Annotated in this window: 23 protein-coding genes and 4 pseudogenes; 14 read left to right on the top strand and 13 right to left on the bottom strand. The window is 67.7% G+C overall.

Going from position 1 to position 25085, the window contains the following annotated elements; translation table 11 throughout:
* Positions 1-702: 702 nt before the first annotated feature.
* Positions 703-1935 (top strand): NAD(P)/FAD-dependent oxidoreductase, encoded by a 1233-nt coding sequence (locus BLU17_RS29810; RefSeq protein ID WP_092005582.1) that lies wholly within the window; start codon positions 703-705, stop codon positions 1933-1935.
* 282 nt (positions 1936-2217) lie between these two features.
* Positions 2218-2685 carry a hypothetical protein gene (locus tag BLU17_RS29815; RefSeq protein WP_092005585.1) on the top strand — a complete coding sequence of 156 codons (468 nt, stop codon included), beginning with the start codon at positions 2218-2220 and terminating at the stop codon, positions 2683-2685.
* 77 nt (positions 2686-2762) lie between these two features.
* On the opposite strand, the gene BLU17_RS29820 is transcribed toward BLU17_RS29815, so the two are convergent.
* From BLU17_RS29820 to BLU17_RS29845, 6 genes and pseudogenes are all read right to left on the bottom strand, one after another.
* Entirely contained in the window at positions 2763-3068 is a 306-nt protein-coding gene (locus BLU17_RS29820; protein ID WP_092005588.1) for a hypothetical protein, read from the bottom strand.
* A 114-nt stretch (positions 3069-3182) separates the two neighbouring features.
* Positions 3183-5309 carry a D-(-)-3-hydroxybutyrate oligomer hydrolase gene (locus BLU17_RS29825; protein ID WP_092005591.1) on the bottom strand — a complete coding sequence of 709 codons (2127 nt, stop codon included), beginning with the start codon at positions 5307-5309 and terminating at the stop codon, positions 3183-3185.
* 214 nt (positions 5310-5523) lie between these two features.
* A pseudogene (locus BLU17_RS29830) lies at positions 5524-5921 on the bottom strand (ABC transporter substrate-binding protein); the annotation flags it as partial.
* 144 nt (positions 5922-6065) lie between these two features.
* The gene (locus tag BLU17_RS29835; protein WP_092005593.1) at positions 6066-6452 is read right to left on the bottom strand and encodes an ester cyclase; all 387 of its coding nucleotides are present in this window, start codon (positions 6450-6452) and stop codon (positions 6066-6068) included.
* Between the two features lie 126 nt (positions 6453-6578).
* Positions 6579-7916 (bottom strand): PQQ-dependent sugar dehydrogenase, encoded by a 1338-nt coding sequence (locus BLU17_RS29840; protein WP_092005596.1) that lies wholly within the window; start codon positions 7914-7916, stop codon positions 6579-6581.
* Complete coding sequence (locus BLU17_RS29845) at positions 7909-8352, bottom strand: DUF2231 domain-containing protein (protein WP_092005598.1); 444 nt, start codon at positions 8350-8352, stop codon at positions 7909-7911. The genes BLU17_RS29840 and BLU17_RS29845 overlap by 8 nt, the downstream gene beginning before the upstream one ends.
* Positions 8353-8542: 190 nt before the next feature.
* On the opposite strand from BLU17_RS29845, the gene BLU17_RS29850 reads away from it, so the two are divergent.
* From BLU17_RS29850 to BLU17_RS29860, 3 genes are all read left to right on the top strand, one after another.
* Positions 8543-8758, top strand: coding sequence for a hypothetical protein (locus BLU17_RS29850; protein ID WP_092005601.1), 216 nt, complete (start codon positions 8543-8545; stop codon positions 8756-8758).
* A 239-nt stretch (positions 8759-8997) separates the two neighbouring features.
* Positions 8998-11343, top strand: a complete 2346-nt coding sequence (locus BLU17_RS29855) for an FdhF/YdeP family oxidoreductase (RefSeq protein WP_092005705.1) — start codon at positions 8998-9000, stop codon at positions 11341-11343.
* A gap of 310 nt (positions 11344-11653) precedes the next feature.
* Positions 11654-12337, top strand: a complete 684-nt coding sequence (locus tag BLU17_RS29860; RefSeq protein ID WP_092005604.1) for a glycosyltransferase family 2 protein — start codon at positions 11654-11656, stop codon at positions 12335-12337.
* A gap of 12 nt (positions 12338-12349) precedes the next feature.
* On the opposite strand, the gene BLU17_RS29865 is transcribed toward BLU17_RS29860, so the two are convergent.
* The 3 genes from BLU17_RS29865 to BLU17_RS29875 all read right to left on the bottom strand — a co-directional run bounded on the left by BLU17_RS29865 (position 12350) and on the right by BLU17_RS29875 (position 14649).
* On the bottom strand, positions 12350-12967 hold the full coding sequence (locus BLU17_RS29865; protein ID WP_092005607.1) for an SAM-dependent methyltransferase: 618 nt from the start codon (positions 12965-12967) through the stop codon (positions 12350-12352).
* A 24-nt stretch (positions 12968-12991) separates the two neighbouring features.
* The gene (locus BLU17_RS29870; RefSeq protein ID WP_245747077.1) at positions 12992-14047 is read right to left on the bottom strand and encodes an acyl-CoA dehydrogenase family protein; all 1056 of its coding nucleotides are present in this window, start codon (positions 14045-14047) and stop codon (positions 12992-12994) included.
* 149 nt (positions 14048-14196) lie between these two features.
* The gene (locus BLU17_RS29875) at positions 14197-14649 is read right to left on the bottom strand and encodes a PRC-barrel domain-containing protein (RefSeq protein ID WP_342713882.1); all 453 of its coding nucleotides are present in this window, start codon (positions 14647-14649) and stop codon (positions 14197-14199) included.
* An 83-nt stretch (positions 14650-14732) separates the two neighbouring features.
* Between BLU17_RS29875 and BLU17_RS29880 the strand changes: the two genes are divergently transcribed.
* Entirely contained in the window at positions 14733-15317 is a 585-nt protein-coding gene (locus BLU17_RS29880) for a GNAT family N-acetyltransferase (RefSeq protein WP_176929232.1), read from the top strand.
* A gap of 37 nt (positions 15318-15354) precedes the next feature.
* Here the strand turns inward: BLU17_RS29880 and BLU17_RS29885 are convergent, their stop codons facing one another.
* Together BLU17_RS29885 and BLU17_RS29890 are read right to left on the bottom strand one after the other, a co-directional pair.
* Positions 15355-16023, bottom strand: a complete 669-nt coding sequence (locus BLU17_RS29885; protein ID WP_092005612.1) for a UdgX family uracil-DNA binding protein — start codon at positions 16021-16023, stop codon at positions 15355-15357.
* Positions 16020-16391 carry a BON domain-containing protein gene (locus BLU17_RS29890; protein WP_176929233.1) on the bottom strand — a complete coding sequence of 124 codons (372 nt, stop codon included), beginning with the start codon at positions 16389-16391 and terminating at the stop codon, positions 16020-16022. Before BLU17_RS29890 ends, BLU17_RS29885 begins: the two co-directional genes overlap by 4 nt.
* 206 nt (positions 16392-16597) lie before the next feature.
* On the opposite strand from BLU17_RS29890, the gene BLU17_RS29895 reads away from it, so the two are divergent.
* The 4 genes and pseudogenes from BLU17_RS29895 (at position 16598) to BLU17_RS29910 (ending at position 19761) form a co-directional block, all read left to right on the top strand.
* On the top strand, positions 16598-17947 hold the full coding sequence (locus BLU17_RS29895; RefSeq protein ID WP_092005617.1) for a cation:proton antiporter domain-containing protein: 1350 nt from the start codon (positions 16598-16600) through the stop codon (positions 17945-17947).
* 23 nt (positions 17948-17970) lie between these two features.
* Positions 17971-18629: pseudogene (locus BLU17_RS29900) on the top strand (flavodoxin family protein); the annotation flags it as partial.
* A gap of 65 nt (positions 18630-18694) precedes the next feature.
* Positions 18695-19486: a PIG-L deacetylase family protein gene (locus BLU17_RS29905; protein ID WP_092005620.1), complete on the top strand. Its 792-nt coding sequence runs from the start codon at positions 18695-18697 to the stop codon at positions 19484-19486.
* A gap of 38 nt (positions 19487-19524) precedes the next feature.
* Positions 19525-19761 carry a DUF1488 family protein gene (locus BLU17_RS29910; protein WP_245747078.1) on the top strand — a complete coding sequence of 79 codons (237 nt, stop codon included), beginning with the start codon at positions 19525-19527 and terminating at the stop codon, positions 19759-19761.
* Positions 19762-19765: 4 nt separating this feature from the next.
* Here BLU17_RS29910 and tkt read toward each other — a convergent pair whose 3' ends face one another.
* The gene (gene tkt / locus BLU17_RS29915; protein ID WP_092005623.1) at positions 19766-21883 is read right to left on the bottom strand and encodes a transketolase; all 2118 of its coding nucleotides are present in this window, start codon (positions 21881-21883) and stop codon (positions 19766-19768) included.
* 542 nt (positions 21884-22425) lie between these two features.
* Between tkt and BLU17_RS34330 the strand changes: the two are divergent.
* The 4 genes and pseudogenes from BLU17_RS34330 to BLU17_RS34685 all read left to right on the top strand — a co-directional run.
* Positions 22426-22587 (top strand): annotated as a pseudogene (locus BLU17_RS34330) (SDR family oxidoreductase); the annotation flags it as partial.
* A gap of 104 nt (positions 22588-22691) precedes the next feature.
* Positions 22692-23000, top strand: coding sequence for a chemotaxis protein (locus BLU17_RS29925; protein ID WP_092005626.1), 309 nt, complete (start codon positions 22692-22694; stop codon positions 22998-23000).
* 206 nt (positions 23001-23206) lie between these two features.
* Positions 23207-23650: pseudogene (locus tag BLU17_RS29930) on the top strand (trehalase family glycosidase); the annotation flags it as partial.
* A 35-nt stretch (positions 23651-23685) separates the two neighbouring features.
* Positions 23686-23817: a trehalase family glycosidase gene (locus BLU17_RS34685; RefSeq protein WP_425434159.1), complete on the top strand. Its 132-nt coding sequence runs from the start codon at positions 23686-23688 to the stop codon at positions 23815-23817.
* A gap of 298 nt (positions 23818-24115) precedes the next feature.
* On the opposite strand, the gene BLU17_RS29935 is transcribed toward BLU17_RS34685, so the two are convergent.
* A complete protein-coding gene (locus BLU17_RS29935) occupies positions 24116-25048 on the bottom strand; it encodes a LysR family transcriptional regulator (protein WP_092005629.1) in 933 nt (310 codons plus the stop codon).
* Positions 25049-25085 lie beyond the last annotated feature (37 nt).

Below are 25085 nucleotides of genomic sequence, written 5' to 3' on the forward strand. Positions count from 1 at the left end.
CGGGGGTGATGCGTCACGCGGACGCCGGCTACGAGCTGGCGCAGCACACCGCGCGCGAGGCGGGCCTCAAGCTGCCGATGCTCGGCCGATGAACGTGCGACGCCGCCGTACGGATACGGCGGCGTCGCGAGCGTGTCCGCTTGCTCGAAGCGTTTCGGGAAGCCGGTGGGGGATCGTTGTTTGCGCAACGTAGCTACCCACGGCACGACCGAAGTTCGGGCTGTCGCCCAGCGACAGCCCGAAAACGGCGTCGTTCAAAAAGCGCGTAGTCCCTGTTTTCCGCGCGGCCAATGCGTTTCGCGGCTTCCTGCCGCGGTCTTTGCCATAGAATGACGGTTCCCGGTGGCGGGCTTCATCGTAGAGGAGAATTTACCTTTCTCCCGCGACGACCTGAATACGCCGACGAGTCGCCCGAGCCCCGATCTCGCGCGGCTCGCGCAACCGGATCCGGCGCTGACTTCCATCGTCACCGCGCCTCCATCGACAATCCGGCCGGCAGCGGCGCTTCCGGTCTTTCGGCGGTGTGAACATGAGCAAAGAGATTCAAGAACTGCGATGCGGCGTGCGCATGAGCCGGGTCGTGATCGCCAGTGGCGTTGCGTATCTCGCGGCTCGAATGCCCGATACGGCGGGCGCGCCGGTCAACGTCGAAGCGGCCTCACGGCGCTCGCCACGGCGTAATCTGGCGAGGGACATTGCGTGATGAAATACGATTCGGTCGTGCTTGGCGCGGGTATCGTCGGCGTATCGGTGGCTTTGCAGTTGCAGCGGCGCGGCTTGACGGTCGCGCTCGTCGACCGCAGGGCGCCCGGCATGGAAACTTCGCACGGCAACGGCGGGCTGATTCAGCGCGAGGGCGTCTACCCCTATGCCTTTCCGCGCGATCTTTCCACGCTCCTGCGCTACGCGGGCAATCGCTCGACGGACGTGCGCTATCACCCGGCGGCCATGCCAAAGCTGCTGCCGTTTCTTTATCGCTACTGGCACCATTCGCGCGCCGACCGGCACGCAGCCATCGCGCGCGATTATTCGACGCTCATCGAGCATTGTGTCGCCGAGCATCGCGCGCTGATCGAGGCGTCGGGGGCGCAGGCGCTGTTGCGCACCAACGGCTGGACGAAGGTGTTTCGCAGCGCTGCCGCCATGGATGCGGCCATTGCCGATGCGCAGCGCTGGCAGCGCGAGTACGGCGTGAGCCACGAAGCGCTGGACGTCGCGGCGCTGCGCGCCGCCGAGCCTGCGCTGAGTCATGCGCTGATCGGCGGCGTGCGCTATACCGATTCCGATTCGGTTAGCGATCCGAACGGACTCGTCGTGGCCTACGCGAAGCTGTTCGAGCAGCTCGGCGGACGCGTGCTGATCGGCGACGCTTCGACGCTCGAGCCGTCGTGGCGTGTCGCGACGCAGGACGGCCCCGTGCTGGCAAAATCGGCGGTCATTGCCATGGGGCCATGGTCAGGCGATCTCACGGCGAGGCTGGGCTACGACTTGCCGCTTGCGGTGAAGCGCGGCTATCACATGCACTATGCGGCGGCGAATGGTGCGCAGCTGAACCAGCCCGTTCTCGACGCGGAAGTCGGCTTCCTCATTACGCCGATGCTGCGCGGCATCCGCCTCACGACAGGCGTCGAACTGGGTTTGCGCGATACGGCCAAAACGCCCGTTCAACTCGAGGCCGTCGAGCCGCTCGCCCGCGGCATCTTTCCGCTTGGCGCGCGACTCGATGCCGAACCGTGGCTCGGCCGCCGTCCCTGCACGCCCGACATGATGCCGGTCATCGGTCCCGCGCCCAGGCACGACGACCTCTGGTTCGCATTCGGCCACGCGCATCATGGCCTCACGCTCGGGCCGGTCACGGGGCGGCTGATCGCGGAAATGATGACAGGCGCGCCGACGGTGGTGGACCCGCGGCCGTTTCGGGTCGAGCGGTTCTGACGCGGCGTGGCTGATCGGAGCCGGCGGTCGTGCGCCGCGAACGTCGCGGGTTTTCGTAAAGGGCATGAACATATTGCCGGCGATGCGGGGATAAGCCGAACCAGGTTTTTTTGGCGCCAGGTTGCTCACGTGCGACCCACGCGCTCAGGCGGCGATGGTTCGCCGTCGGCGGGCGAGGGAAACTCCTGATTGGTCATACCGGTGGTTGCTCTAGACTCCAGGTGCGGGCGCCGCACGCCATCCGTGCGCGGCCCCCGCTTCCCACTTGTCGATTTCGTTTCCATGAAGCATCCGATCAGCGGATGGCTCCTCGCCGTCTTTCTCCTGACGCTCGCCGGGGTTTCGTCGGGCGAGCCCGTCAAGGCGAAGCACACGCGGAAGGCCGCCCACAGTCACGCTGCCGCGGCCGTACCTGGGCAGTCCACGCCACCGCTCGCATTGCCTGCGATCTCGACGCGGTACGAATACCAGTCGCCGTTCGAAAAGGAGTACGGCGCGCATCTGGCGAAAACGACTGCCGCGACGCCAGGCACTCCAGATGAGACCGCCGACGCACACGAGGTCGCGCCTGGCGAGGCGCGAACGCCGGGCGCGCAAGGCAATGGTTCCGGCGTGCCGTATCAGGCCCTCCACCCGCAGATGCCTCCGCTCGTCACCGTTGGCGACTGGGACCTATCGGCCGATGCGCACCTTCCGTTGACGCATACGCACGACACGGGCGCGGCCATCAGCGCGAGGCACGGTTTTTAGGTCCGGTGCGATTTCGCGAGCCGTTGCTCCGGAACCGCACAACACCCGAGCGGACTCGACGGAAAGCGGTCCCCTGATCAATAGCCCCAGCGGTCGCGATCATGCCACTCGCGCTCGCGCCATTGATGCTCACGCCGCTCGTGTTCGCGCCATTCGTGTTCGCGCCACTGGCGTGCGCGCCAGTCATCGTCGTCGCGCCAGTCCGTCGCGACCAGAGCGGCCGCGTACGCAGCGGGCGGCGCAGCCGTGTAAGCCGGCTGAACCGGCGCGTAGCCCGGACCAGGCACATCGAAACCCATGGCTACGTCCACGTGCGCAGACGCCGCTGCCGACACCGCCAATGCCGCCACGCCCAATACGACGCCGGGAATCATCCTGTTCATCTCGCGACTCCTTCGCACCTTGCGTGCGTTTCCGGTGACTACGGTCCGGAGTGTAGGCGGCGAGCGCTGACACAGGTGCAACGGTGCTGCGACATTGGTAACAACGGGTTGGCGTCAATGCGGCACGTTCACGGTCCCGTCGTTCGCACGAATCGCATTGCTGCCGGGATTCGCGACGATGGCCGGCAGATTGGCCACGCTCAGCGGCGGCGCCGCGCCAGGGCTGCCGCCGCGCGGTATCGTGCGGATCACCTGCGACGGCGGCAGCGGCGTGCCGTCCTTCAGGTGACTCCACATCAGGTTGAGCGCCTGGAGGTTGTAGTAGTGCACGGGCACGAAGCGGGTATCGAAGCCTGGCACGCCGAGAAACGCATCGAAGTGCTGTCCGTTCATCACCTCGTAAAGCGACACCTGGCTGCGCGAGCGTTCTCTTTCGCTGTTTGCTGCCAGATACGCTCGCGACGCATGATTGATCGGCACGAGCGCATCGCTGCGGCCCTGAACGATGATCGTGGGCTTGCCATGCAGATTCGCATTCACGCTGATCGCCTGAACGCTCCTGCGCATGCGCGGGTCGCCGTTCGTCCAGAGCGCCCGCACGCATGCCGCGCCCGCGAAGCTGGCATCGGGTGTCGCGAGGCGGTGGTCGGCCCCGTTTTGCGGCGTAACGTTATAGACGAGATTGACACCATTGGTCGGCGGCACGCCGTTACCCAAACCGAAAACGGTCGGCATCGGCGAGACGGCGGGCGCCACGCCCGCTGCGCCCGTCGACGGATCTGTCGTGCCGAAGCTGAATCCGCACAGATTGTCGAGCACACTGGCGCGCGTGTATGCGTCGGCGTATGTCACCGCGACGGCCGGCACGGCCTGCGAGTCCCACATTGGCGCGTGCAGAAGATCGGAATCGGCTTCGTAGCCGGCGGCGTGAAGACGGGCGAGCGCGTCGTTCGCCTGCGCCTGCGTGTCGCTGCCGCGAATGTCCCCCGCTGCCGCCAGCGAGGCGCAACGGCCCTGGCGGATGGCCGTTGTCGCCGCAACGGGCAGCGCCGTGAGATAAGGCGCGCCGGCGGCGGCATCGGCGAGCGCGGCGCACGGCTGGAGCAGGTTGGCGAGCGTCATGTAGTCGGCGAGCGGTTTGCCGGCCGCCGCGATGCGCTGGCCGCCTTCCTTGACCTGCGCGTCGGCGGGCATTCGTACGTTGATTTGCGGCTCGCCGACCACCACCGCCGTGATCCACTTTCCCGTATCCTGCTCGGCCGCCGCGAGCGCCGCGCCGCCGCCGTTGCTCACGGACGCCGCGATCGTCGTGATGTCGCCCGGCGCGTAGCGTACGCCATGATTGGCCGCGTCGACGCGTCGCGCGAACTGCTGGTTCAGCACCCAGTACGCGAACTGGACGGCCTCGAGCGTGTCCTTGCCCCAGTCCGCTTCCGGGTTTTGCTGCGAATGCGCGTGCTTGAACGCATAGCGATCGGGGTACTTCTGGTTATACGCGGCCAGGGCGCCGGCCGGCACGTTCGCGGTGAACAGACTGGCGCGTCCGGCCGTTGCGGCGTCGGCGAGACGGCCGTCGATGAGCGTGACGAGGCCGGTCATCAGTTCGTGCGCCCCGTTGCCCGAGCCCTTGTCGGTATAGGCGACCGCGCAGCCGCGCTTGAGTCCCCATTCGCCGGCCGCCGAGATGGCGCCATAGACGCCGCGCGAGCCCGACGACGTTGCCGTCACGATGCATGGGTTCGCCGGATCGAAGCTCGCCGGCACCTGGACGAGAAGGCTGACGTTTTGCCGGCCGGCGCCGTCGTCGGCATACGCGAGATATTCGGCGCCCGCGATCTTCCCTTCGCCAAGCGTGTCGTTGCCGTAGAGATCGACGTTGGGCCCCCAGAAGCGGCCATAGCCGCCGTTCGCGGTGATATCGACGAGCGCGCGATAGTTCGACCAGATGGCAAGCCTGCGCAACTCGGATGCGGTTGGCGCCGCGGCGTTCGCGATGGCGGGCTGCGGTCCGGCGAGACCGGTTTTTCCGAGGCCGGCGGTCAGCAGATCGTCGTCGACGCCGTCGTAGCTCGTGGTTTGCAGGCTGCCCGGCACGACGAACGCCGGCAGTCCGTTCGGCTGCGCGTGGCCGCCGTTGTAATCGCCGGCACGTGCGCCAGGCACGAGCGCAACGCAGGCTATCGCCATCGCGGCGCTGAGCAGCGCCTGCTTGCGTCGGACTACGAAACGGGTATCTCTCATCGGTGTCTCCTGGATTGTTGTTCGGACAACACGCATGGCATCGGGAATACCGTTCTGACATGCCGGGTCGCGGCATCACTGGACATTAGGACATCCTGATCGCGGATACCAGGAAAGATTGACGACTGCACGATCGCGCCCTTTGCGGCGCAATCGTGCAGCGACGAGGGGCGCTACTGCGAAGTGGCCGCGCGGGACAAATGGCTCGCGGGCCGATGGGCTCCTCGCCGAAGCGCGCCTTGTAGCGCGCGGCGTAGCTGGAGAAGCCCGGCATCTTTTCCTTGGGCAGACCGCCCATGTAGACGATCGCACCTTCGGCCGCACCGCCGCCCACCTTCAGGAACGTGGGCGAGCGTGACATCTCGCCGGTCACGAACGCCGTCTTGATGCCGAGCTGGCGCATCTTGCGGATCATCGGTGACGATTGCGCATCGCCCCGTCGTAGAATGTCGCGTCTGGACGGAGGTCTTTCGGATTAGTGAGGATTGCGGAGAAATCGAGGGCATTGTCGTTCGTGTAGTCGCGCTTGACGACGGTGCCGCCAGCCGCTTCAACCGACTTCGCGAATTCGTCGGCAATGCCCCGAGCGTAAGCGGTGCGGTCGTCGATCAGGCGTTGCGCGGGGGGGCGGAAAATGCAGGTCAAGTCACTTCGAGGCGGGATCGCACGGCGCATGGTTCGGCTGGGCACCGTCCGGGATAGCTTGATCGCCGCTGCGTCAACATGCGGCGCTGCACCGATAGCAGTCCTTTGCAATCACAGTTGCGTCTCGATCATGGCCTTGTCGATGACGGACCACACCTGGACGATCTTCCCGCCTCGAAACGCATAGAAAACGTTCTCCCGAAACGATATCCGCTTGCCTCCGACATGCAGTCCGAGGAAGGTTTGCGAAGGCGTGCAGTCGAAACGCAGGCGACTGGCGAGGTAAGGCGGTTGTGCCACCAGAAGTTCGATATCGAAGCGCAGGTCCGGTATTTCGCGGACATCCTGTTCCAGCATGGCTCGATAACCCGCCAGTCCGATCAGCCGGCCGTTGTGAATGGCGTCGTCGGCGACGAACTGACCGAGCGACGCCCAATCGCGCCGATTCAGGCAGTCCAGGTAGTTCCGGTAAATGAGGCTAAGGTCCTGTTCGACCACGTTGGTCCCCTCGTCGCATGACAGTGCGATGCATGTCCGATGGTAGACCAGAGGGGTGCGCGAGGCGGACGTGCCCGCCTGTTCCGCCGGACGGATGCGCGAAGGGCGCTCGCTCCCTTCGCGGGCTTATTGCGCGGCGACCTGCGCGGTCGCGCCTGCGCCGCTCACGCGCCAGACGGCGTTGCCTACGTCGTCGGCGACGATCAATGCGCCGTCGCGATCCTGGGCGACGCCCACGGGCGCGCCGTACAACTGCTTTTCGTCAGCGGATGCAAAGCCCGTGACGACGGGCTTGGGCGCACCGACGGGTTGGCCGTTGCTGAATGCGACGTAGGCGACCATGTAGCCGCTCAGCGGCGAACGGTCCCAACTGCCATGTTCGCCGATGAATGCGCCGCCGCGGTACTGCGCCGGCAGGTTGCTGCCGGTATAGAAGAGCAGCCCGAGAGGCGCAACGTGCGAACCGATCGCATAGTCGGGCGCGATCGCCTTCGCCACGAGGTCAGGGCGCTGCGGCTGCGCGCGGCGATCGACATGTTGCCCGTAATAGCTGTACGGCCAGCCGTAGAAGGCGCCCTCGCGAACGGAAGTCAGGTAGTCGGGCACGAGGTCCGCGCCGATTTCGTCGCGTTCGTTGGCGATTGCCCAAAGCCGTCCCGTTTTAGGCTCCCATTGCAGTCCGGTCGGATTGCGTATTCCGGCGGCATAAATGCGGCTGCCCCCGGTCGCGATATCGACTTCGAGCACGTCCGCGCGCCGGTATTCGACTTCCAGGCCGTTCTCGCCCACGTTGCTGTTCGAGCCCACGCCGACATAGAGCTTCGTGCCGTCCGGGCTTGCGAGCAGCGCCTTGGTCCAGTGGTGATTGACCGTGTCGGGCAGGTCGGCGAGCTCGACCCCCGGCCCCGCGATATGCGTCGCGCCCTGCTGGTACGGAAACGTCAGGATCGCATCGGTATCGGCGACATAGAGCGTGTTGCCGATCAACTGCATGCCGAACGGCGAATGCAGGTCGTCGATGAAATCGCGCTTGTCCCATTGGCCGCTGCCGTCGCCGCGTTTGCGCAGCAGCGTGATGCGATTGGCGCCGTTTTCCTTCTTGCCCGAGCGTTCGGTAATCAAGCCGGCGATCAACTGCTTGGGTGTCGTCACGGCTTCTTCGTTCGGGCTGTTCGACTCGGCCACCAGAATGTCGCCGTTGGGAAGCGCATAGACTTGCCGCGGATGCGCGAGCCCCGAGGCGATTTTTTCGATCTTGAGGCCGTCGGCGACCTTGGGCGCCGCGCCGTCCCGCCATCCCACGAACTTCGGCACCTGCATCGGCGGGGCGAGAAAAGCGCGCGCGCCGGGCATCGGCGGATTCGTTCCCGCTTGCTGGGCGGGATCGTATTGCGCGTGGTCGTTGCATCCGCTCATGCCGGCAATCGCCGCGACGAGTACGCTGCGTATCAGCACGCTATTCATGGGCCGCCTCCCTGAAGCCGACCTTGTCGACCGCGCGGATCAAGTGTCCGCTACCCAGCAGCGCGACGGTGATGGCCGAGAGGATCACGTTCAGCGGCACCATGCCATAGGCATCGCGGCTGTGAACGAACGCGTTGAATATCGCCGCTGCGATGCCGAGCAGATTGAGCCAGAAGTCGGCTCGCTCGATCCGCGTGACCGGGTAGCGCGACGGAATCCACACGTGACACAGATTGATGAGGCGCGGAATGATGGCGAAGAACAGCCCGGTGGTGACGAGCCAGGCCGCGCCTTTGCCCCAGAACACATTGCGCGTCAGCGCATAGAGAATGTCGAAAACGAGCGTGCCGACGAAAAAGCCATATGGAATGGGATCGAGCAGATCGAATATGGCCGCGGCGAATCTTGATCGATATGTCGGGACGAGCAGCGTCATGAGAGGAATCCTTATCGGCGGCAAGGCAACGGGACGGCGCGTATTGCGTCGATGGCGTCGATGAAACGGGTTGCGCATGCCGCGTACCCGACGGTACGCGCGGGCGCGACGGAGAACGCGTCGATGCACGGGCACACGAACTGCGCCCGAAGGACCAGGCAGTACGCACGAAAGTGCCAGGAGCGGAAAAGTGAAACGGATCGCTTATGTCGTGTTTGCGGTGATGACGCTGGGATGCGGCGCCCCCGCATGCAAGAAAGCTCACGACGCCGGCAACGACAGCATGAAGGCGAGTCATGGCGCGGTCGTCGCGTCATCGGACGGGCAGGTCGCCACCGTGCGCGAAGCGCTCGCTTCGAGTGCGCCGCTGGCCGCGCGCGCCGCTTCGGCGGGAACCGGGCAATAGCGCGGGCGCGCCGCCGCAGCCGGCGGGAACGATTGGTGCGAGATTGGTGCGAGAGACGAGGCGTCCGGTCACCATCGAGCCCCTTCCATGCGCATAGCCCAGGTTGCGCCGCGCTACGCGCGTGCCAGTGGCGGGATATGGCGCAACGGAACGCATCGTCCACTATTTGACACGAAGCGCTTGTGGATCGCGGCCACGAGGTGACGCTGTCCGCCAGTGCACTGAAGCCGAGGCACGACATGGACAAGGCGCGACATCCCCCGCAAAGCGGGACCACCGAGGCCGGACGCAAGTCCGACGTCTATCCCTATGCTTCGGGTGGCTGGGGCTCGCTCAAGGCGGTAACGAAGATTCTGGTGAAGGAGAAAGCCGTCGTGCGCGACGCGGCGATCCTGCCGCATCAAAACAAGCCCGATGGCTTCATGTGCGTGAGCTGTTCGTGGGCGAAGCCCGCGCATCCGCACGCATTCGAATTCTGCGAAAGCGGCGCGAAAGCCACCGCCTGGGACACCACGGCCAAACGCGCCGACCGCGCCTTCTTCAAGCAGCACACGGTGAGCGAGCTGCTCGAATGGCACGATCACGATCTCGAAGACGCCGGACGCCTGACCGAGCCCATGCGCTACGACGCAGCGCGCGACCGCTACGTCCCTGTCTCGTGGGACGAGGCGTTCGAGGCGATCGGCGCGCGACTGCGCGAGCTCGATCCCGCCAGCGTGGTGTTCTACACCTCGGGGCGCGCCTCGCTCGAAACGTCCTATATGTTGCAGCTGTTCGCCCGCATGTACGGCACGAACAATCTGCCGGACAGCTCGAACATGTGCCACGAGAGCACGAGCGTGGGCTTGACACAGGCGATCGGCGTGGGTGTCGGCACGATCGGCCTCGACGATTTCGGGCAGACCGACCTCATGTTCTTCTTCGGCCAGAACGTCGGCACGAACAGTCCGCGCATGCTCCATCAACTGCAGGACGCGCGCAAGCGCGGGGTGCCGATCATCACGTTCAATCCGCTGCGCGAGCCCGGACTCGTCGCGTTCGCGAATCCGCAGTCGCCGCGCGACATGCTGATCCCTGGCGACACGCAGATCAGCACGCAATATCATCAGGTGCGTCCGGGCGGCGACAGCGCCGCGCTCGCGGGCCTGTGCAAGGCCGTGATCGCGGCTCACGACGAGGCGCTCGCGAACGGCACGTCCGACGTGCTCGACGTGGCGTTCATCAGTGAGCATACGGTGGGTTTCGAAGATTTCGCGGCTTACGTGCGCGCGACGCCATGGGACGAGATCGAGCGCGAGAGCGGCCTCGCGCGCGAGTCGATCGAGGCGGCGGCGCGAGCCTACATGCAGGCCAACGCCGTGATCGCGCACTACGGCATGGGTCTCACGCAGCATCGCCTGGGTGTGCAGAACGTCCGCATGCTCTGCAATCTGCTCTTTTTGCGCGGTAACGAGGGCAAGCCGGGCGCGGGGCCTTCGCCGGTGCGCGGACATTCGAACGTGCAGGGTCAGCGCACGGTGGGCATCACCGAAAACCCGGAGCTTGCGCCGCTCGATCAGCTTGCGCGCCAGTTCGGCTTCGAGCCGCCGCGCGAAAAGGGATTCAACACCATCGAAGCCTTCGAGGCGATGATCGAAGGCAAGGTGCGCGCCGTCATCAACCTGGGCGGCAATCTCGTGCGCTCCGTGCCCGACCGCCTGTGCACCGAACCGGCGTGGCGCAGCCTGCCGCTGACCGTCAACATCGCGACGAAGCTCAATCGCAGCCATCTCGCGCATGGGGAGAACGCCTACGTGCTGCCGTGCCTGAGCCGCATCGAGATCGACCGCAGCGGCGGGCGCGAGCAGGTCGTCTCGATGGAAGACAGCACGGCGCGCTTTCACGGCTCGCGCGGCGTGGCGGAACCGGCTTCGCCGCATCTGCGCTCGGAGCCGGCGATCCTGGCGGGGCTTGCGCGCGCGACGCTCGGCGAGCGTTCGACGGTCGACTGGAGTGCCTGGAGCGAGGATTACTCGCGCGTGCGCACGGAGATGGCGAAGACCTGGCCCGAGATGTTCCATGACATCGAAACGCGCATGTGGACGCCGGGCGGCTTCGTGCGGCCGCTGCCCGCGCGCGGGCGCAAATGGAAGACGAAGAGCGGCAAGGCGGAGTTCTGCGTGCCCGAATCGCTGGGCGAAGATCCCGACATGCGCGAAAGCGAACCCGACGCGCTGCGCCTCATGACGCTGCGCGCGGACGGCCAGTTCAACACGACGCTCTACAACCACGACGACCGCTTTCGCGGCGTGCGCGGCTCGCGCATGGTGCTGCTGATGAACCGCGACGACATGGCGGCGCGCGGCATCGACTCCGGCGACCACGTGACCTTGCGCACGGTCGCGCACGACGGCGTGCTGCGCGAAGTCGCCGGGCTTGCCGCCATGCCCTACGACGTGCCGCGCGGTTGCCTCGCCGGCTATTACCCGGAGTGCAATCCGCTGTTGCCGCTCTGGCATTACGCGAAGGAGAGCAAGGTGCCGGGCGCGAAATCGATACCGGTCCGCGTCGTGGAAATCGACAAGACGGGGCGCCACGGCGGCTGAGGGTAGTGCGATGCCTGCGCATGCGCGCTTGTCTTCTCCGCAGGTTGCGCTGCACGTTACCCAGTCGGCAGCGCGTCGCGCCGCCAGGGAGACGGCCGATGACCGGTTGCGGCTCGACATTGCCAGCCCGGGGAGTTGAGGCGCGCGGAAATGGTGGTTTCTCCGGGCATCCGGCATGCTCATCGAGATGAGTCAGACCGGCCGCGAGCACCGTTGGCACACGAGCGGATCGGTCTGCGCTTCGCCGCGTACGCCACGATCGGACTTCGGGTGGCATGACGCAATGTCAGGCCAATACCAGGGAGTTCGAATGATTGGGGTCGTCATTCCCGCACACAACGAAGCGCGGTTGATCGCCGCGTGTCTTGGCTCGGTGCGTTGCGCCGCGTCGCATCCGTCGCTGCGGGGCGAAGCCGTCACCGCGCTCGTGGTGCTCGACGCCTGCACCGACGCATCGCCGCTAATCGCCGCGGAACTCGGCTTCGGCCGCTTGTGCGTCGATGCGCGCAACGTCGGCGTGGCGCGCGCGGCCGGTGCTCAGGCGCTGCTCGCGCGCGGCGCCCGCTGGCTTGCCTTCACCGACGCGGACAGCCGCGTCGCGCCGGACTGGCTCGTCGCGCAGCTTTCAACCGGCGCCGACGCCGTGTGCGGGCCGGTAAGCGTGGACGACTGGCGTGCGCTCGCACCCGGCGCGCGCGCCACATGGGCGCGCCGGTACTGCGACGCGGACGGGCATCGCCACGTGCATGGCGCGAACCTCGGGGTGGCTGCGCACGCCTATTTGCGGGCGGGCGGTTTCCCGCCGCTCGCGTGCAGCGAAGACGTCGCGCTGGTCGATCTGCTGATCGCGACGGGTGCCACGCTCGCGTGGAGCGCCGCGCCGCGCGTGGTCACGAGCGGGCGTCTCGATCCTCGCGTGCGCGGCGGCTTCGGCGACACGCTCGCGGCCTGGGCGGACGGCGTGAGCGACAGCGAGCCGTCCGTCGCGCCGTGAGCGATCGGTCGTTCAGGCGTGTTCCCGATGCGCGACGCTCAATGCATCGCGGCTCCAGACGTCGAGCAGGAAATCCGCGTCCTCGATCTGGACCACGCCATGCAGCAAAGCATTGGCCGCAGCCTGCGCGAATATGCCGTGAACCTGAGCGCTTTCCAGCATCCATGTCTCTCCGCCATGACGCCAGTGGCAGCATGCGAGCGTGCCTCGGGTCTCTAGCGAGGATGCGGCAAGCGCGGCGAGCGCCGTGCAATCGGCGGCATTCAGGTAGTAGGCGAACTCGCTCACCACGATGAGATCGAAGCGGCCGGCGGGCCAGTCATGGGGCATCGCCAGTGTTTGCACGTCGGCATGCGGGAACGCGGCGAGCCGCGCTCGCGCGGTGGCGACCGCGCGCGGCGCCAGGTCCGCGCAGAGCAGATGTTCGCAGCGCCGCGCCAGCTCGGCCGACAAGGCCCCGATCGCGCAGCCCGGCTCGAACACGCCGCGATAACGCGCGCGCGGCAGCGCGGCGAGCAGCAGCGCGCGTTTGCGCGCTTCGTACCAGCTTTCCCGATATCGCCAGGGGTCGGCGTTGGCGGCGAATTTGTCGTCGAAGTAGCCGGCGAGCGAAACAGGTGGGCAATCCATCGTTATCCTCAAGATGCGGCGCGCTCATAGCCGCCAGTCTTCGCCGGATGCAAGAATCGCCGAGGCCAGGGTGGCGAGGTCGGCTTCCGCGTGGCTCTGGCGCACGAAGACCGGCAGGTCGGTAGCCATGCGCGCGAACCAGCGATCGCGGCACAACGGCGCCGCGCCCAGTGCGCGTGCGCAGGCGCGCAGCGTGCTGTCAACGGCGCTCTCCACCGCGCCGCGCGCGCGCAGCGCGAGCCGCTTTGCATCGGCATGCGGTGCGGCGTCGATCTCGTCGGCGCATTCTCGCAGGCACGCGCGAGCGGCGACGAGCGCCACGTCGGCAGCGCCGAGATGCGCGCGCAAATGCGGATCGTCGCGGCGTTCGGCGGCGTCGCGCAGGCGCACGGCGAGCGCCGCGGTGGCACCGTACCAGCAAGCCGCGATGCCCGCCGCGCCGTGCCAGAAACCGGGCCGGCATACATAGGCCCGAGGCGCGGCGACGAGGGTTGCGTGCGCATCGGCGAAATCGACTTCGACGCTTTGCGTGACCGCCATGCCGACCGCTTCCCACCCGCGCGCGCTGACCGTCACGCCCGGCTGGTCCATGGGCACGGCGGCGAGCCAGTCGAGGCCGTCCGCATCGACGCAGGTCACGAGCGCATGGGTGACGAAGTGCGCGCCCGAGCACCACGCCTTCGTGCCGCCGAGGCGCACATGCGTGCCGTCGCGCAACGCGAAGCGCACGTCGTTGCGCGGCGCGCGCGCCGCCCAGACGGCCCAGAGGGAAGGCGAAGACGGCGCTGGCGAAAGCGGCGAAGTGTTTTCCACGCGCCCGCTCGCGGACAAATCGGCGAGAATCGCGCACGCGTCGGCGTGCGCTTCATAAATCTTCACGAGCGCGAGATCGCGCGCGGCCACGCTGGCGAGAAACTGCCATCGCGCGAGCGTGTTGCCCGCGCCGGGCTGCGGGAGCGCCGGGAACACCGTCGATAGACGCCGCGCCGCGTGCGGGAGCGTCGTCGCGTCGAGAGGCAACGACTCGTTGGCGAGCAACGCGTCGAGTTCCGCCTGCCAGCGCCGGGGCCAATCGGACATGGTGGACTCCCGCCCTTTACGTGGATTGACGAAGATTCCGCAAGCCGCATACCTTCGGGCAGCCCCCGTCTGACTCGGGTCCGCTCGCGGCGGACCCGGTCGGCATCGATCAGGGCTTCATGCCCTCCGCCGGGAGTGGCGCACGCGGATCAAGGCTGCGGGCCGCCCGCAAGCGGGTCGTCCTCCCAATGCGCGTGCGTGCCGTAATACTCGTGCAACGTGGTGGCCCAGCCGATGTCGGCCATGGAAGGCCAGTGGTCCTTGTCGAAGCCCGGCGCATTCTTGACGCGTTCCGCATTCACGTTGAGCACGAAGCATTTGCGGGAGGTATCGAGCGTGAGCGCGGCCCAGGGCAACGCCAGCAGCTTGTCGCCAATGCCGAGAAAGCCGCCGCTCGACATGACCGCGTAGGCGATCCTTCCGCGCTCGACGTCCAGCATGATCTGCTTGACCTTGCCTAGTTCTTCGTTATCCGAACTGTATACGCGATCGCCTTCGAGCGTGCTCGACGCCATGATGTACGGGCCGGGGCCGGCGGCGGTCTCACTGCCTTTGCCGACAATACGCGCGCCGGTTTGCGGGGAATCGGGGTTCATCGCCATGATGGGCTCCTGAATGGGAAGAGTGTGTGACGCGGTTGCATCGACAGCGCGGCGACGAAGCGGCTGTCGGACGCGCGGCGGTGATGCATCGACTGCTCAGCAACGCGCGCGCCTGGGCTGCGCGGCGCGCCGGCACTCTCCTTGCGCACGACGTTGCAAACAAGATCGGGAGGACATGGGCAATGAAAGACATATCGACGATCGCCGTGGTGCGGCGAGAAAATGCTTGCACGCTGGACGCACGCGTTCTGCTCGACGAGATGAGCGCCACCCTGGCGCTCTACTGCGCACCCACTCCGTCATCGCTGTTCGACGCGGAAGATCTGTGCACGGTGCGCAGCGCCTTCGTCGTGGCACGCACGACGGACGGCTTCGCGATAGGCTGCGGCGCACTGTGCCGTTTCTCGTTCGAGGTGGCGGAGTTCCGCTGCCTCTACCGGCGGCCCGAATGGCCCGGAACCGGTGCGGCGATTCTTCAGTTCCTCGAAGCAATAGCCATCGGGGCCGGCTACCGGCGCGCCATACTGCAGGCCCGCGAGGCGAACCGGCGCGCCATCGCCTTTTGTCGGCGGCACGGTTACGAGCGGGCCGAGCCGTTCGCCGACTGTGCGGGCGCGAGCGACGTCCGGTGCTTCGTCAAGGCGCTGCCGCTCGTGGCCGGCCAATGAGGCGCCGCCGCGCGAGGTGCCGGGCGTTGCCGCGGCGCTAGCGGCTGGCCGCGAGCGAGTGCGCGTGGCGCAGCGCGTCGACCATCTGCGCGCGCGCCGCTTCGCGGGCTTCCGAACTCGACGCGCGCAACACGTATGACGGGTGCCACGTCGCCACCACCACAAGCTCGCCGATACGCGCGGGGTGCTCCATGTGCGCGTTCAGGCGTGCGCTCGGATCGTGCAGCACCGCGCGCAGCGCGGTCGCGCCGAGCGCGACGACGACCTTCGGCTTCACCTGCGCGAGTTCGCGGTCGAGCCAGTATGCACAGGCTTCCACTTCGCGCTGTCCGGGCGTCTTGTGCAAGCGGCGCTTCCCGCGCAGTTCCCATTTGAAGTGCTTGACCGCGTTGGTCACGTAGACGGTCTTGCGCGCCACGCCCGCCTCTTCGAGCACGGTATCGAGCAGCACGCCCGCAGGCCCGACGAAAGGCAGGCCCACGCGGTCCTCGCTGTCGCCGGGCTGCTCGCCGACGAGCATCAGCGTGGCGTGCGAACTGCCCGCGCCGGGCACCGCATGGGTGGCGTCGCGCCAGAGCGTGCAGCGCCGGCAGGCGTCGAGCGATTCGGGCTCCTGCTGCAGGTCGGCCTGCGTTCCGGCGGACGTACGCTTCGACGTACGCGATACGTCATGCCGCTGGCCCCGCTCGGGCGCGCGCGACGTCATTGGGGCGCCTCGTCCACGGCGAGCGCGTTGCGAACCGCCGCTACGCCGTCGATGCGCGCGGCGATGCGGCTCACCTCGTCCCGCTGCGCGCGCTGCGGCACGGCGCCGCTCAGCGTGACCGTGCCGTCCTGGGTGCTTACGCGAATGTCGCTCGAATCGACGTTCTTCGCGCTCGCGAGCGCGGCCTTGACCTTGGCCGTGACGACCGTATCGGCCGCTTTGCGGCCCAGCGTTTGCGGCGAGCCTGCGTCGCTCAGGCCGTCGGGGGTGACCGAAGCGCCGAGGGGCGGCCCCGGGGGTGTCTGGGCGCGCGCGCCCGTCGCGGCGAGCGCGGCGCATAGCGTGAAAACAAGGCAGCACGGCTTCATCGGGCCTCCCTGAGCGAACGGCATGCGGCGCACGCCGGTCTGTGTGGGGTCGTCCAGCGGTGCGCAACCGGCGTACCGCGCGTGCGGGGCAGGCGGTGCGGAGTGGCGCGAATCGGCGGCATGGATGTTGCGCAGCCGAGGTGTCATCCGCGCGCGGGCGGCGCCCGGCGCGCCGCCGCAACGATCGACAAGGGGGACGGTTTCCGATGCGGGAGGAAGCGCTGTGGTTTCTGCTGGTCGGCGTACTGCTGATGTTCGTGGCACTTGCGCGCGGTCCCATCGCGCGCCTGCCGCTCACGGGCGCGATGATCTACCTGGTCGTGGGAATCGTGGCGGGACCGGGCCTGCTCGGCCTCGTCCATACCGACCTCGCGAAGAACGTGCGCACGCTTTCCGTGGTGGCGGAGGCCGGACTCGTCATCTCGCTGTTTTCGGTGGGCATGCATTTGCGCGTGCGGCTGCGCGACCGGCTCTGGCGCCTGCCAGTGCGCCTCGGCGTGGTGGCGATGGTGGTCAGCGTCGCGCTGATGTTCGCGTTCGGCGTGGCGACGGGCGCGGCGAGCGGCGTGGCGCTGTTCCTTGCCGCCGCGCTGGCGCCGACCGATCCGGTGCTCGCCAACGAGCTGCGCGTGCACGAAGCGGGCGACGCCGAGCCCGTGCGGTTCGCGCTTTCGGGCGAGGGCGGGCTCAACGATGGCGCGGCCATGCCGTTCGCGCTGCTCGGCCTCGCGCTGCTCGGCGTGCGCACAGCCGGAACGCAAAGCGCCGCCGCATTTGCGTTGTCGGTTGCGTGGGGGATCGCGGGCGCGCTGCTGGTCGGCGTGATGTTCGGCACGCTCTGCGTACGGCTGGTACTTCATCTGCGCACGCGCTACGGCGAAGCGGTGGGGCTCGACGGCTTCATCGCGATCGGGCTCATGTCGGTGTCCTATGGCGTGGCGTTGCTGTTGCACGCCTACGCGTTCGTGGCGGTGTTCGCAGCGGGCGTGGCGTTGCGTCACGAGGAATTGCGCGCGACGGGCGAGCGCCGCCCCGCGCAAGCGCTGGAAGACGTGCAGTTGGGCGAGCGCACCGAGGTGGCAAAAGACCCCGAGCGTGCGCATGCCTGGCTCGCCGAAGGCATGACGGGGTTCACGCTGGAAATCGAGCGCTTCGCGGAATTCTCGGTATTACTGATTATTGGCTGCGTGATTTCCGCGCATTGGCGCGACATGCTCGACCTGCGCGCGATGCTGTGCGCGCTCGCACTGGTGTTCGTCGTGCGGCCGCTGGCCGTGTTTGCCGCGATGGCGGGCGCGAACGCGGATCGTTCGCAGCGCCTTCTCATGGCCTGGATGGGCATACGCGGCGTGGGCGCGTTCTATTACGCGGTATGGGGCCTCGACCAGGCTGGCGACGCGCTGCAGCCCGTGCTGCCCGCGGCCCTCGACGCGATCGTCGTTTCCGTCGTGCTGCACGGCGCGACGGCGCGCTACGTGCTCGAGCGCTATTACCGCCGCCAGGAAGCCGCCGCGGCATCGGAACGCGAATGGCAGGCGCGGCAAACGTTCGACTAGCCGTTTCGACGAGGCGCGCAGCATGCAAGGGCTGCGTTTCCACCGCGATGCCGCTGTGCCACTGGCCGTGCGGCGGCTACCCGAATCATTCGCTCAACCAGGTAAACGACTGGATGGGCGAGATCTACCACGCTTTGCGGCCTGCCACGGCGCGATCTTCGTGACGCCGGTCTACTGGTATCAGGTGAGCAGCCCGCTCAAGCTCATGATGGACCGGCTCGTGTGCGCGGACGGCGGCAATCCGGACCCGTCGTCCACGCGTGGCAAGCATGCGGACGAGGCGAAAGCGCTCGAACTGGCGGGGTGGAATTTCCCGAAGCATCTGGCGGGCCGCGCCTATGGCGCAGTCGTGCACGGCGACGTGGCGGGCATCGAGGACACGCGCCGCGCGCTCGCCGACTGGCTGGACTGGCTGGACTGGCTGGACTGGACGGGCGGGATCGACGCGGGCGCCTCGGCGCGCATCGACCGCATGGCGGGCTACTACGAGCCGTATGCGAACTCGCACGACACACTCGACGCCGACGGGCGTTTCCAGCAGGAAGTCGCAAACGTGGCGCGCGCGGTGACAAAGGCGGTGAGGGCGTTGCGCGCAGGCGCGCTGCATCGCGCCGACGAAGGCATCGTGCGCGCCGCGCGCCAGGTGATCCTGATCTGCACTGCGTATCGATCACGGTTGTAGAAGCTACACGCAAGCGCTGAACATGCTGAGCCGGCGCGCCGGCGAAAGCCTGCCAAGGAGATCGCATGCTGCATCCCTATCCTCATGCTCCGCGCGACGGAGCACTCGCCGAGCCGTGCCGCGCGCCGCGCCTGATCGTCGTCTCGCCCCATCTGGACGACGCGGTGCTCGGCTGCGGCGGCCTGCTGGCAATGTGCCCCGGTTCGGTCGTCTGCACGGTGTTCGCGGGCGAGCCGTCCGCGCCGGTCCAGGCGAAGTGGGACACGGCGAGCGGCTTCGCCGATTCGCACGAGGCCATACGCGCGCGCAGGCGCGAGGACGCGCGGGCGCTCGCGCTGTGCGGCGCCAGGCCGCTATGGCTGGACTTCCTCGATGCGCAGTACGCGCGGTACGGCGCGATGCCACGGGTCGAGGCCATTGCCGACGCGTTGGCCGAACAGTTCGCCCGCTTCGAGGGCTACTTGCCCGTGTGCCCGTTCGGCCTGTGGCATTCCGATCATGTGCTCGTCGGCGCGGCGTGCCGCTCGCTGCTGCGCACGCGGCGCCTCGCGCGCTATTTCGCCTATGAGGACGCCATTTACCGGGCGATTCCTCGCGTGCTCCACGAGAGTTTCGCGCGGCTGGAAGCGGACCGGCTGCGCGCGAGCGCGATGAGTGCGCAGGCGTTCGGCAGGCGCTCGGCGCGGCAGATCGGGGCGGTCAAGCGGCGCGCCATTCGCGCTTATCAAAGCCAGATGCGCGCGTTTGGGCATGTTCCGCCCGATGTCGAGCGGGCGGAGCACTATTGGCGGGTGGAGCGGTGGCCATCTTCGATGGAGCGCGAGGCCGCAACGCGTGCCCCCTCAGGGCTATTCTGAAGCCGAAGCCCGCGCCTCCTCCTTCTCTTCAGGCCGGTGTGCGCTCAGGATCGCCCGGTCTCGCTGCGTCGCCCGCCTGCGCCATCACCGCAGAGGCGCTCGAAGATCATTTCGGCGCCCGGTCCGCGCGCGAGCCGGATCTGCGGCGGGCGTTCCACCGCCATCGCCAGGCCATCGAGGCAGCCGCCGCCCGGCTCGTCGAAGAGACGGATGGCACGCCGGTCATCCTCCACAGCGGCTATTTGCGCATGTACGGCGCACGCGCACGCGACTGACGTCCTACTCGCCCGATCCCGCCTTGCAGCGCGCAATCTGCTTTTTCGCTTCCGCCACCACGCGCTCCGGCGTGAAGCCGAACCTGGTTTTGAGCGCCTTCAGCGGCGCGGAGGCGCCGAACGTGTGCATCACGATCTGTGCGCCGAAGCGGCCGACGTAGCGGTCCCAGCCGAGCGTCGCCGCCTGCTCCACGGCCACGCGCGCGTGGATGTCGGGCGGCAGCACCGCGTTGCGGTATGCCTCGTCCTCCAGTTCGAACACATCCCACGAGGGCATCGAGACCACGCGCGCCGCAATGCCTTCCCTGTTCAATGTTTCGTAAGCGTCGATGCATAGCGACACCTCGCTGCCCGTGGCGAGCAGCAGCACGTCGGGCCGTTTGCCTTCGGGCGCGTCGGCGAGCACGTAGGCGCCGCGGCGCACGCCTTGCGCGCTCGCGTATTTCGTGCGGTCGAGCGTCGGCAGCGGCTGGCGGGTCACGACCATGCACGCGGGTTCGCGCGGCCGCGAGAGCGCGAGGCGCCAGGCCTCGGCGACTTCGTTCGCATCGGCGGGACGCAGCGTGAGCAGGTTCGGCACGCCGCGCAGCGAGGCAAGCTGCTCGATCGGCTGGTGCGTCGGTCCGTCCTCGCCCACGCCGATCGAATCGTGCGTGAACACGTAGACCACGGGCAGTTCCATGATCGCGGCGAGGCGGATGGGCGGTTTCATGTAGTCGCTGAAAATCAGGAACGTCGACGCGAATGGCCGCAGCCGCGACAGCGCGAGTCCGTTGGTGACGGCGCCCATGCCGTGCTCGCGGACGCCGAAGTGCAGGTTGCGTCCGTCGTAGTGATCGCGCTCGAAGCTGCCGGCGCCTTCGAACTTGAGCGTGGTCCTGGTGGACGGCGCGAGATCGGCGGCGCCGCCGATCATCCATGGCACGCGCTGCGCGATCGCGTTGAGCACCTTGCCCGACGACTCGCGCGTGGCGAGACCTTTTGCGTCGGCTTCGAAAGCGGGAATGTCGGCGTCCCAGTCTTCGGGGAGCTTGCCGTCGAGCAGGAGGCCCAATTCCTTCGCGGGCTCGGGATAGCGCTTCGCATAGGCCTCGTAGAGCTGGTTCCATTCGTCGTGCGCTGCCGCGCCGCGCGCGCCCATGGACTGGGCGAACCGTTCGCGCACGCCGCCGGGCACGAGAAACTGCGCGTCTTCGGGCCAGCCGTAGGCGCGCTTGGCGAGCCGCACTTCTTCCTCGCCGAGCGCCTCGCCGTGCGCCGCCGCCGTGTTCTGCCGGTTCGGCGCGCCCCAGCCGATGATGCTTTTCACCACGATGAGCGTGGGCGTGTCGGTTACGGCCTGCGCTTTTTCGATGGCGGCTTCGATGGCTTTCGTGTCGTTGGCGTCGTCCACGTGCAGCGTGTGCCAGCGGTAGCCGCGAAAGCGTGCTTCGACGTCGTCGCTATAGGCGAGGTCCGTGTGGCCCTCGATGGTGATGCGATTGCTGTCGTAAATCCAGATCAGGTTCGAGAGCCCAAGGTGGCCCGCGAGCGACGCCGCTTCATGCGAGACGCCTTCCATCATGTCGCCGTCGCCGCAAAGTGCGTAGACGCGATAGTCGAAGAGCCTGGCGTCCGGCCGGTTGAAGTGCTGCGCGAGCCAGCGCCCGGCCATGGCCATGCCCACGCTGTTGCCGAGCCCCTGGCCGAGCGGCCCGGTCGTCGTTTCCACGCCCGTCGTCATGCGGAATTCGGGGTGGCCCGGCGTCACGCTGTCGATCTGGCGGAAGTGCCTGATATCGTCGATCGAGACCGCAGGCCTGCCCGTGGGCTTGCCTTCTTCATCCACGGCCTGCACGCCCGCGAGGTGCAGCAGCGAGTAGAGCAGCATCGAGGCGTGGCCGACCGAGAGCACGAAGCGGTCGCGGTTTGGCCACAACGGGGCGGCGGGGTCGTAACGCAGATGGTGTTGCCAGAGCTGATACGCGAGCGGCGCGAGCGCCATGGGCGTGCCGGGATGGCCGGAATTGGCCTTTTGCACGGCGTCGATCGACAACGTGCGGATCGTATCGATGGCGAGGCGGTCGATATCGGAAGGATCGGCTTGGGCGGGATTTGCATTCGGCGTTGGACGGGATGACATGGGCGCGGACTCCTCGGCTATACGCGCCGCAACCGGACGGCGGCACGCAGGGCATCTGCTGCGCAAATGCGGTGCCGGCATCCAGATGCCGGGCTTTCGGGCATGGCGGTTGCGAACCGGGGCGCATCTCCTGCCGTCACCCCGACACTGCGACGCAACGAGAACCGCGCCACAAGATCGCTGTCGTGGCCGGTGCGGGCGCCAGGGCGGGCCGCGTCGCAGCCGCAGCGTGCGCGCGCAGGCTATGACGTGGCGCTGCTCTCGCGTGGACCGCGGCGGCTGAAGACCGCCGCGCAAAAGGCGCTTCCGACCTCAAGGAGCATTACCGCATGGCGCAGGCTTTGGCGCAAAAGGTGGGGTCGCAGCCCTGAGCGCGCCTCGGCTACCGGCGCGAAGCGCAGCGTTGCGCGATGGCTGCCGCCGCAAAGCCCGCCGCAATTGCGCCGTACACGCATAGCAGCGAGCGCTTGCGCAAATGCGCTTCGAATCCAGCCGTGAGGAGGGAAGCGCAGGTGTGAATGGCGAAGCCCGTGAGCGTGATCGCGCGCTTGGCCGAAGTTCGCGCGGCGCCGCGCGCGGCCGAACCCGACGACATCGCGGGCGTGATCGCGTTTCTCGCGAGCGACGACGCGCGCTTCATTGCCGGCGCGAACATTCCCGTGGACGGCGGCCTCAGCGCGTCGAACGGGCAACCGCGCCAGGCGTGGGCGCCAAGGCACGTCATCTGCGCCGCTAGCCGAAGGGATGCGGCGCTGTCGGATCGGCGCGGCATCATCGACAACGCAGCGACAACGCAAAGGAGCTTGCCATGACCAGCACGCTAGATCCCGACAACGACAACGAGCCGGCGGAGTCCCTGCCCCCGGGCCACGACACCGGTTCGCTCGGCCCCGGCGATTCTTCCGATTCGGGCAGCGACACGCAAGGCGCGAAGCGTCACGAATTCGATCGCGACACCGAGCTCGACAATCACGCGCTCGAAGCGGGCGAAGACGAAGTGCGAAGCGACACCGATAGCTCCGGCACCGGCGAGCGCGCGTCGGCGGACGGCGACGAATCGCTGGAGCCCGACAGCGACGTTTTACCCGATCGTATCGACGGCCCGGACAGCGTTTGAAAAATGGCGTAAGCGCGATGATGCCGCGCTTGCGCCGTTTCAAAACGATAAGGAACCCTTATCTATCTAGTTCAATTGCCGAAAAAAAGGGGCTTCGTTCCCGGCGGGACGCCTGTGTGCGCCGGATGCCGAAGAGTCCGGCACCGCTCAGCCATAGCCGCCGCCGTATCCGCTGTAGTCGCCGTTCGCCGCTTCATGCACCTGCATCGCGCCCACGCGCGCCGTTCTATTCGTACATGGTCGAGCTGGCGGCGCAAAAGGAAGGCAACACGGTTTATCAGAAGTACCTGCCCGCGCTGCGCAAGAAGTACGCGTACTGGATGCAGGGCGCGGGCAGCACGCCGCGAGGACAGGCAACGCGCAACGTGGTCGTGCTGCCGGACGGCACCGTGCTGAACCGATACTGGAACGAACTCGATACACCGCGCGACGAGTCGTATATCGAAGACGTCCAGACGGCGCGGAAAGCGAGCGGCCGTCCCGCGAGCCAGGTCTATCGCGATCTGCGCGCGACCGCCGAAAGCGGCTGGGACTTCAGCTCGCGCTGGTTCGGCGACAATCAGAATCTCCGGACCGTGCGCACCACGTCGATCGTTCCCGTCGATCTGAACAGCCTGCTGTTCCCTCTCGAGACCACGATCGCGCGCGGCTGACGTCGAAAACGTTTACAGCACGCAGCAGAAGCTTGTCGAAAAGTCTGTCGTGGAGGGCGCGGGCGAAGGCGGCGGGGGCGGCGAATACCCGGCTGCAGGACGGTTTTGGCTGGACCAACGGCGTGACGTTGATGCTGCTCGACATGTACGGCGGCGGACAGTAGTGACGGCAGGCGTAACCCGCGCAACGGGTGACCGGTGCCGGGCGCGCGGCATCGAAGTTGCGCTCGGCAGTCGCGTGCCCGCTGTCGTCGCTCGCTGTCGTCGCTCGCTGTCGTCGCTCGCTGTCGTCGCTCGTTTTCGCGGCGGAGGGCGCCGCGCCGCGCGCCCGCCCGATGATCTGCGCCGCCAGGCGCTGTCGCACACTGTCGAAGGCGGCTTGCCGTTTCGGTGCGCGCGGCGCGGCCGGCGGTTCAGGCACGGCGGCGAATGCCGGCGCGGCTCGAGTTCATGCCCGTCGTCTCATGCGCCCGGCCCGGTCGACGCGGGCATTTGCTGCGCGAGCCAGTCGATCAAGGCGCGTACCTTGGGCGCGAGGAAGCGGTTGGGCGGATAGAGCATCCACACGGGGCCGCTATAGGCGCGCGGCTCCAGCGACCACTCGGGCAGCACGCGCACGAGCAGGCCTTCGCGCAGCGCGTCCGTCGCCGCGAATTCGGGCAGGCTCGCAATGCCCCAGGCCTGCAGCGCCGCATCGCGCCGCGCGCCCACGTCGTTGGCGATGTAGCGGCCCCTCACCTCGACGGTCTGCGTTTGCGCGCCGCGCCGGAACGCCCAGCGGTTGTCGTCGGGCGTTTCGCCGAGATAGATGCAGTCGTGCCGGGCGAGATCCTTCGGATGCTTCGGTGCTCCGCGTGCGAGCAGATAGGCCGGCGACGCGCATGGCATCCACCGCAGCGTGCCGAGCTGCCGTGCCGCAAGTCCGGGCGGCGGCGCGGGAGTGGGGCGAATCACGATATCGACGCTGTCGCGCACCGGGTCGACGTCGCGGTCGGTGAAGATGAGCTGCACCGCCACTTCCTCATAGGCGCGCAGGAAGCCCGCAATCAGCGGATGAATGACGCTCTGCGCGAAGGAAATTGGCGCGCTGATGCTCACGCGGCCATGCGGGCGGCCGGTGAGACGGCTGGCGGCTTCGGCCGCGCTCGCCGCGGCTTCGACCATTTGCGCGCAGTGCTGGTAGACCTCGGCGCCCGATTCCGTGAGCCGCAGGCTGCGTGTGGAGCGCTCCAGCAGGCGCGTGCCGAGCGCGCGTTCGAGCCGCTGCATCTGACGGCTCACGGTAGACGGCGTGCTGCCGAGCTGGCGCGCCGCGATCGAGAAGTTGCCGGCCTCGACCACGCGGGCGAAGGTGGCCAGGTCAGGCAGCAGGGGCAGGAGGTCGGTGGGGTTCACGGTGTGCGAGGCGAGTTCGTCTGTGCATCGGAAGCAT

The sequence above is a fragment of the Paraburkholderia lycopersici genome (genome assembly GCF_900096975.1).
GTDB classification, from domain to species: Bacteria; Pseudomonadota; Gammaproteobacteria; order Burkholderiales; family Burkholderiaceae; genus Paraburkholderia; species Paraburkholderia lycopersici.

Bases quoted from the DNA above. Each gene is read 5' to 3' on its own strand.
- BLU17_RS29810 (WP_092005582.1), top strand. From the start codon at position 703: ATGAAATACGATTCGGTCGTGCTTGGCGCGGGTATCGTCGGCGTATCG.
- BLU17_RS29815 (WP_092005585.1), top strand. From the start codon at position 2,218: ATGAAGCATCCGATCAGCGGATGGCTCCTCGCCGTCTTTCTCCTGACG.
- BLU17_RS29820 (WP_092005588.1), bottom strand. From the start codon at position 3,068: ATGAACAGGATGATTCCCGGCGTCGTATTGGGCGTGGCGGCATTGGCG.
- BLU17_RS29825 (WP_092005591.1), bottom strand. From the start codon at position 5,309: ATGAGAGATACCCGTTTCGTAGTCCGACGCAAGCAGGCGCTGCTCAGC.
- BLU17_RS29840 (WP_092005596.1), bottom strand. From the start codon at position 7,916: ATGAATAGCGTGCTGATACGCAGCGTACTCGTCGCGGCGATTGCCGGC.
- BLU17_RS29845 (WP_092005598.1), bottom strand. From the start codon at position 8,352: ATGACGCTGCTCGTCCCGACATATCGATCAAGATTCGCCGCGGCCATA.
- BLU17_RS29855 (WP_092005705.1), top strand. From the start codon at position 8,998: ATGGACAAGGCGCGACATCCCCCGCAAAGCGGGACCACCGAGGCCGGA.
- BLU17_RS29860 (WP_092005604.1), top strand. From the start codon at position 11,654: ATGATTGGGGTCGTCATTCCCGCACACAACGAAGCGCGGTTGATCGCC.
- BLU17_RS29865 (WP_092005607.1), bottom strand. From the start codon at position 12,967: ATGGATTGCCCACCTGTTTCGCTCGCCGGCTACTTCGACGACAAATTC.
- BLU17_RS29870 (WP_245747077.1), bottom strand. From the start codon at position 14,047: ATGTCCGATTGGCCCCGGCGCTGGCAGGCGGAACTCGACGCGTTGCTC.
- BLU17_RS29875 (WP_342713882.1), bottom strand. From the start codon at position 14,649: ATGGCGATGAACCCCGATTCCCCGCAAACCGGCGCGCGTATTGTCGGC.
- BLU17_RS29880 (WP_176929232.1), top strand. From the start codon at position 14,733: ATGCATCGACTGCTCAGCAACGCGCGCGCCTGGGCTGCGCGGCGCGCC.
- BLU17_RS29885 (WP_092005612.1), bottom strand. From the start codon at position 16,023: ATGACGTCGCGCGCGCCCGAGCGGGGCCAGCGGCATGACGTATCGCGT.
- BLU17_RS29890 (WP_176929233.1), bottom strand. From the start codon at position 16,391: ATGAAGCCGTGCTGCCTTGTTTTCACGCTATGCGCCGCGCTCGCCGCG.
- BLU17_RS29895 (WP_092005617.1), top strand. From the start codon at position 16,598: ATGCGGGAGGAAGCGCTGTGGTTTCTGCTGGTCGGCGTACTGCTGATG.
- BLU17_RS29905 (WP_092005620.1), top strand. From the start codon at position 18,695: ATGCTGCATCCCTATCCTCATGCTCCGCGCGACGGAGCACTCGCCGAG.
- tkt (WP_092005623.1), bottom strand. From the start codon at position 21,883: ATGTCATCCCGTCCAACGCCGAATGCAAATCCCGCCCAAGCCGATCCT.
- BLU17_RS29925 (WP_092005626.1), top strand. From the start codon at position 22,692: ATGACCAGCACGCTAGATCCCGACAACGACAACGAGCCGGCGGAGTCC.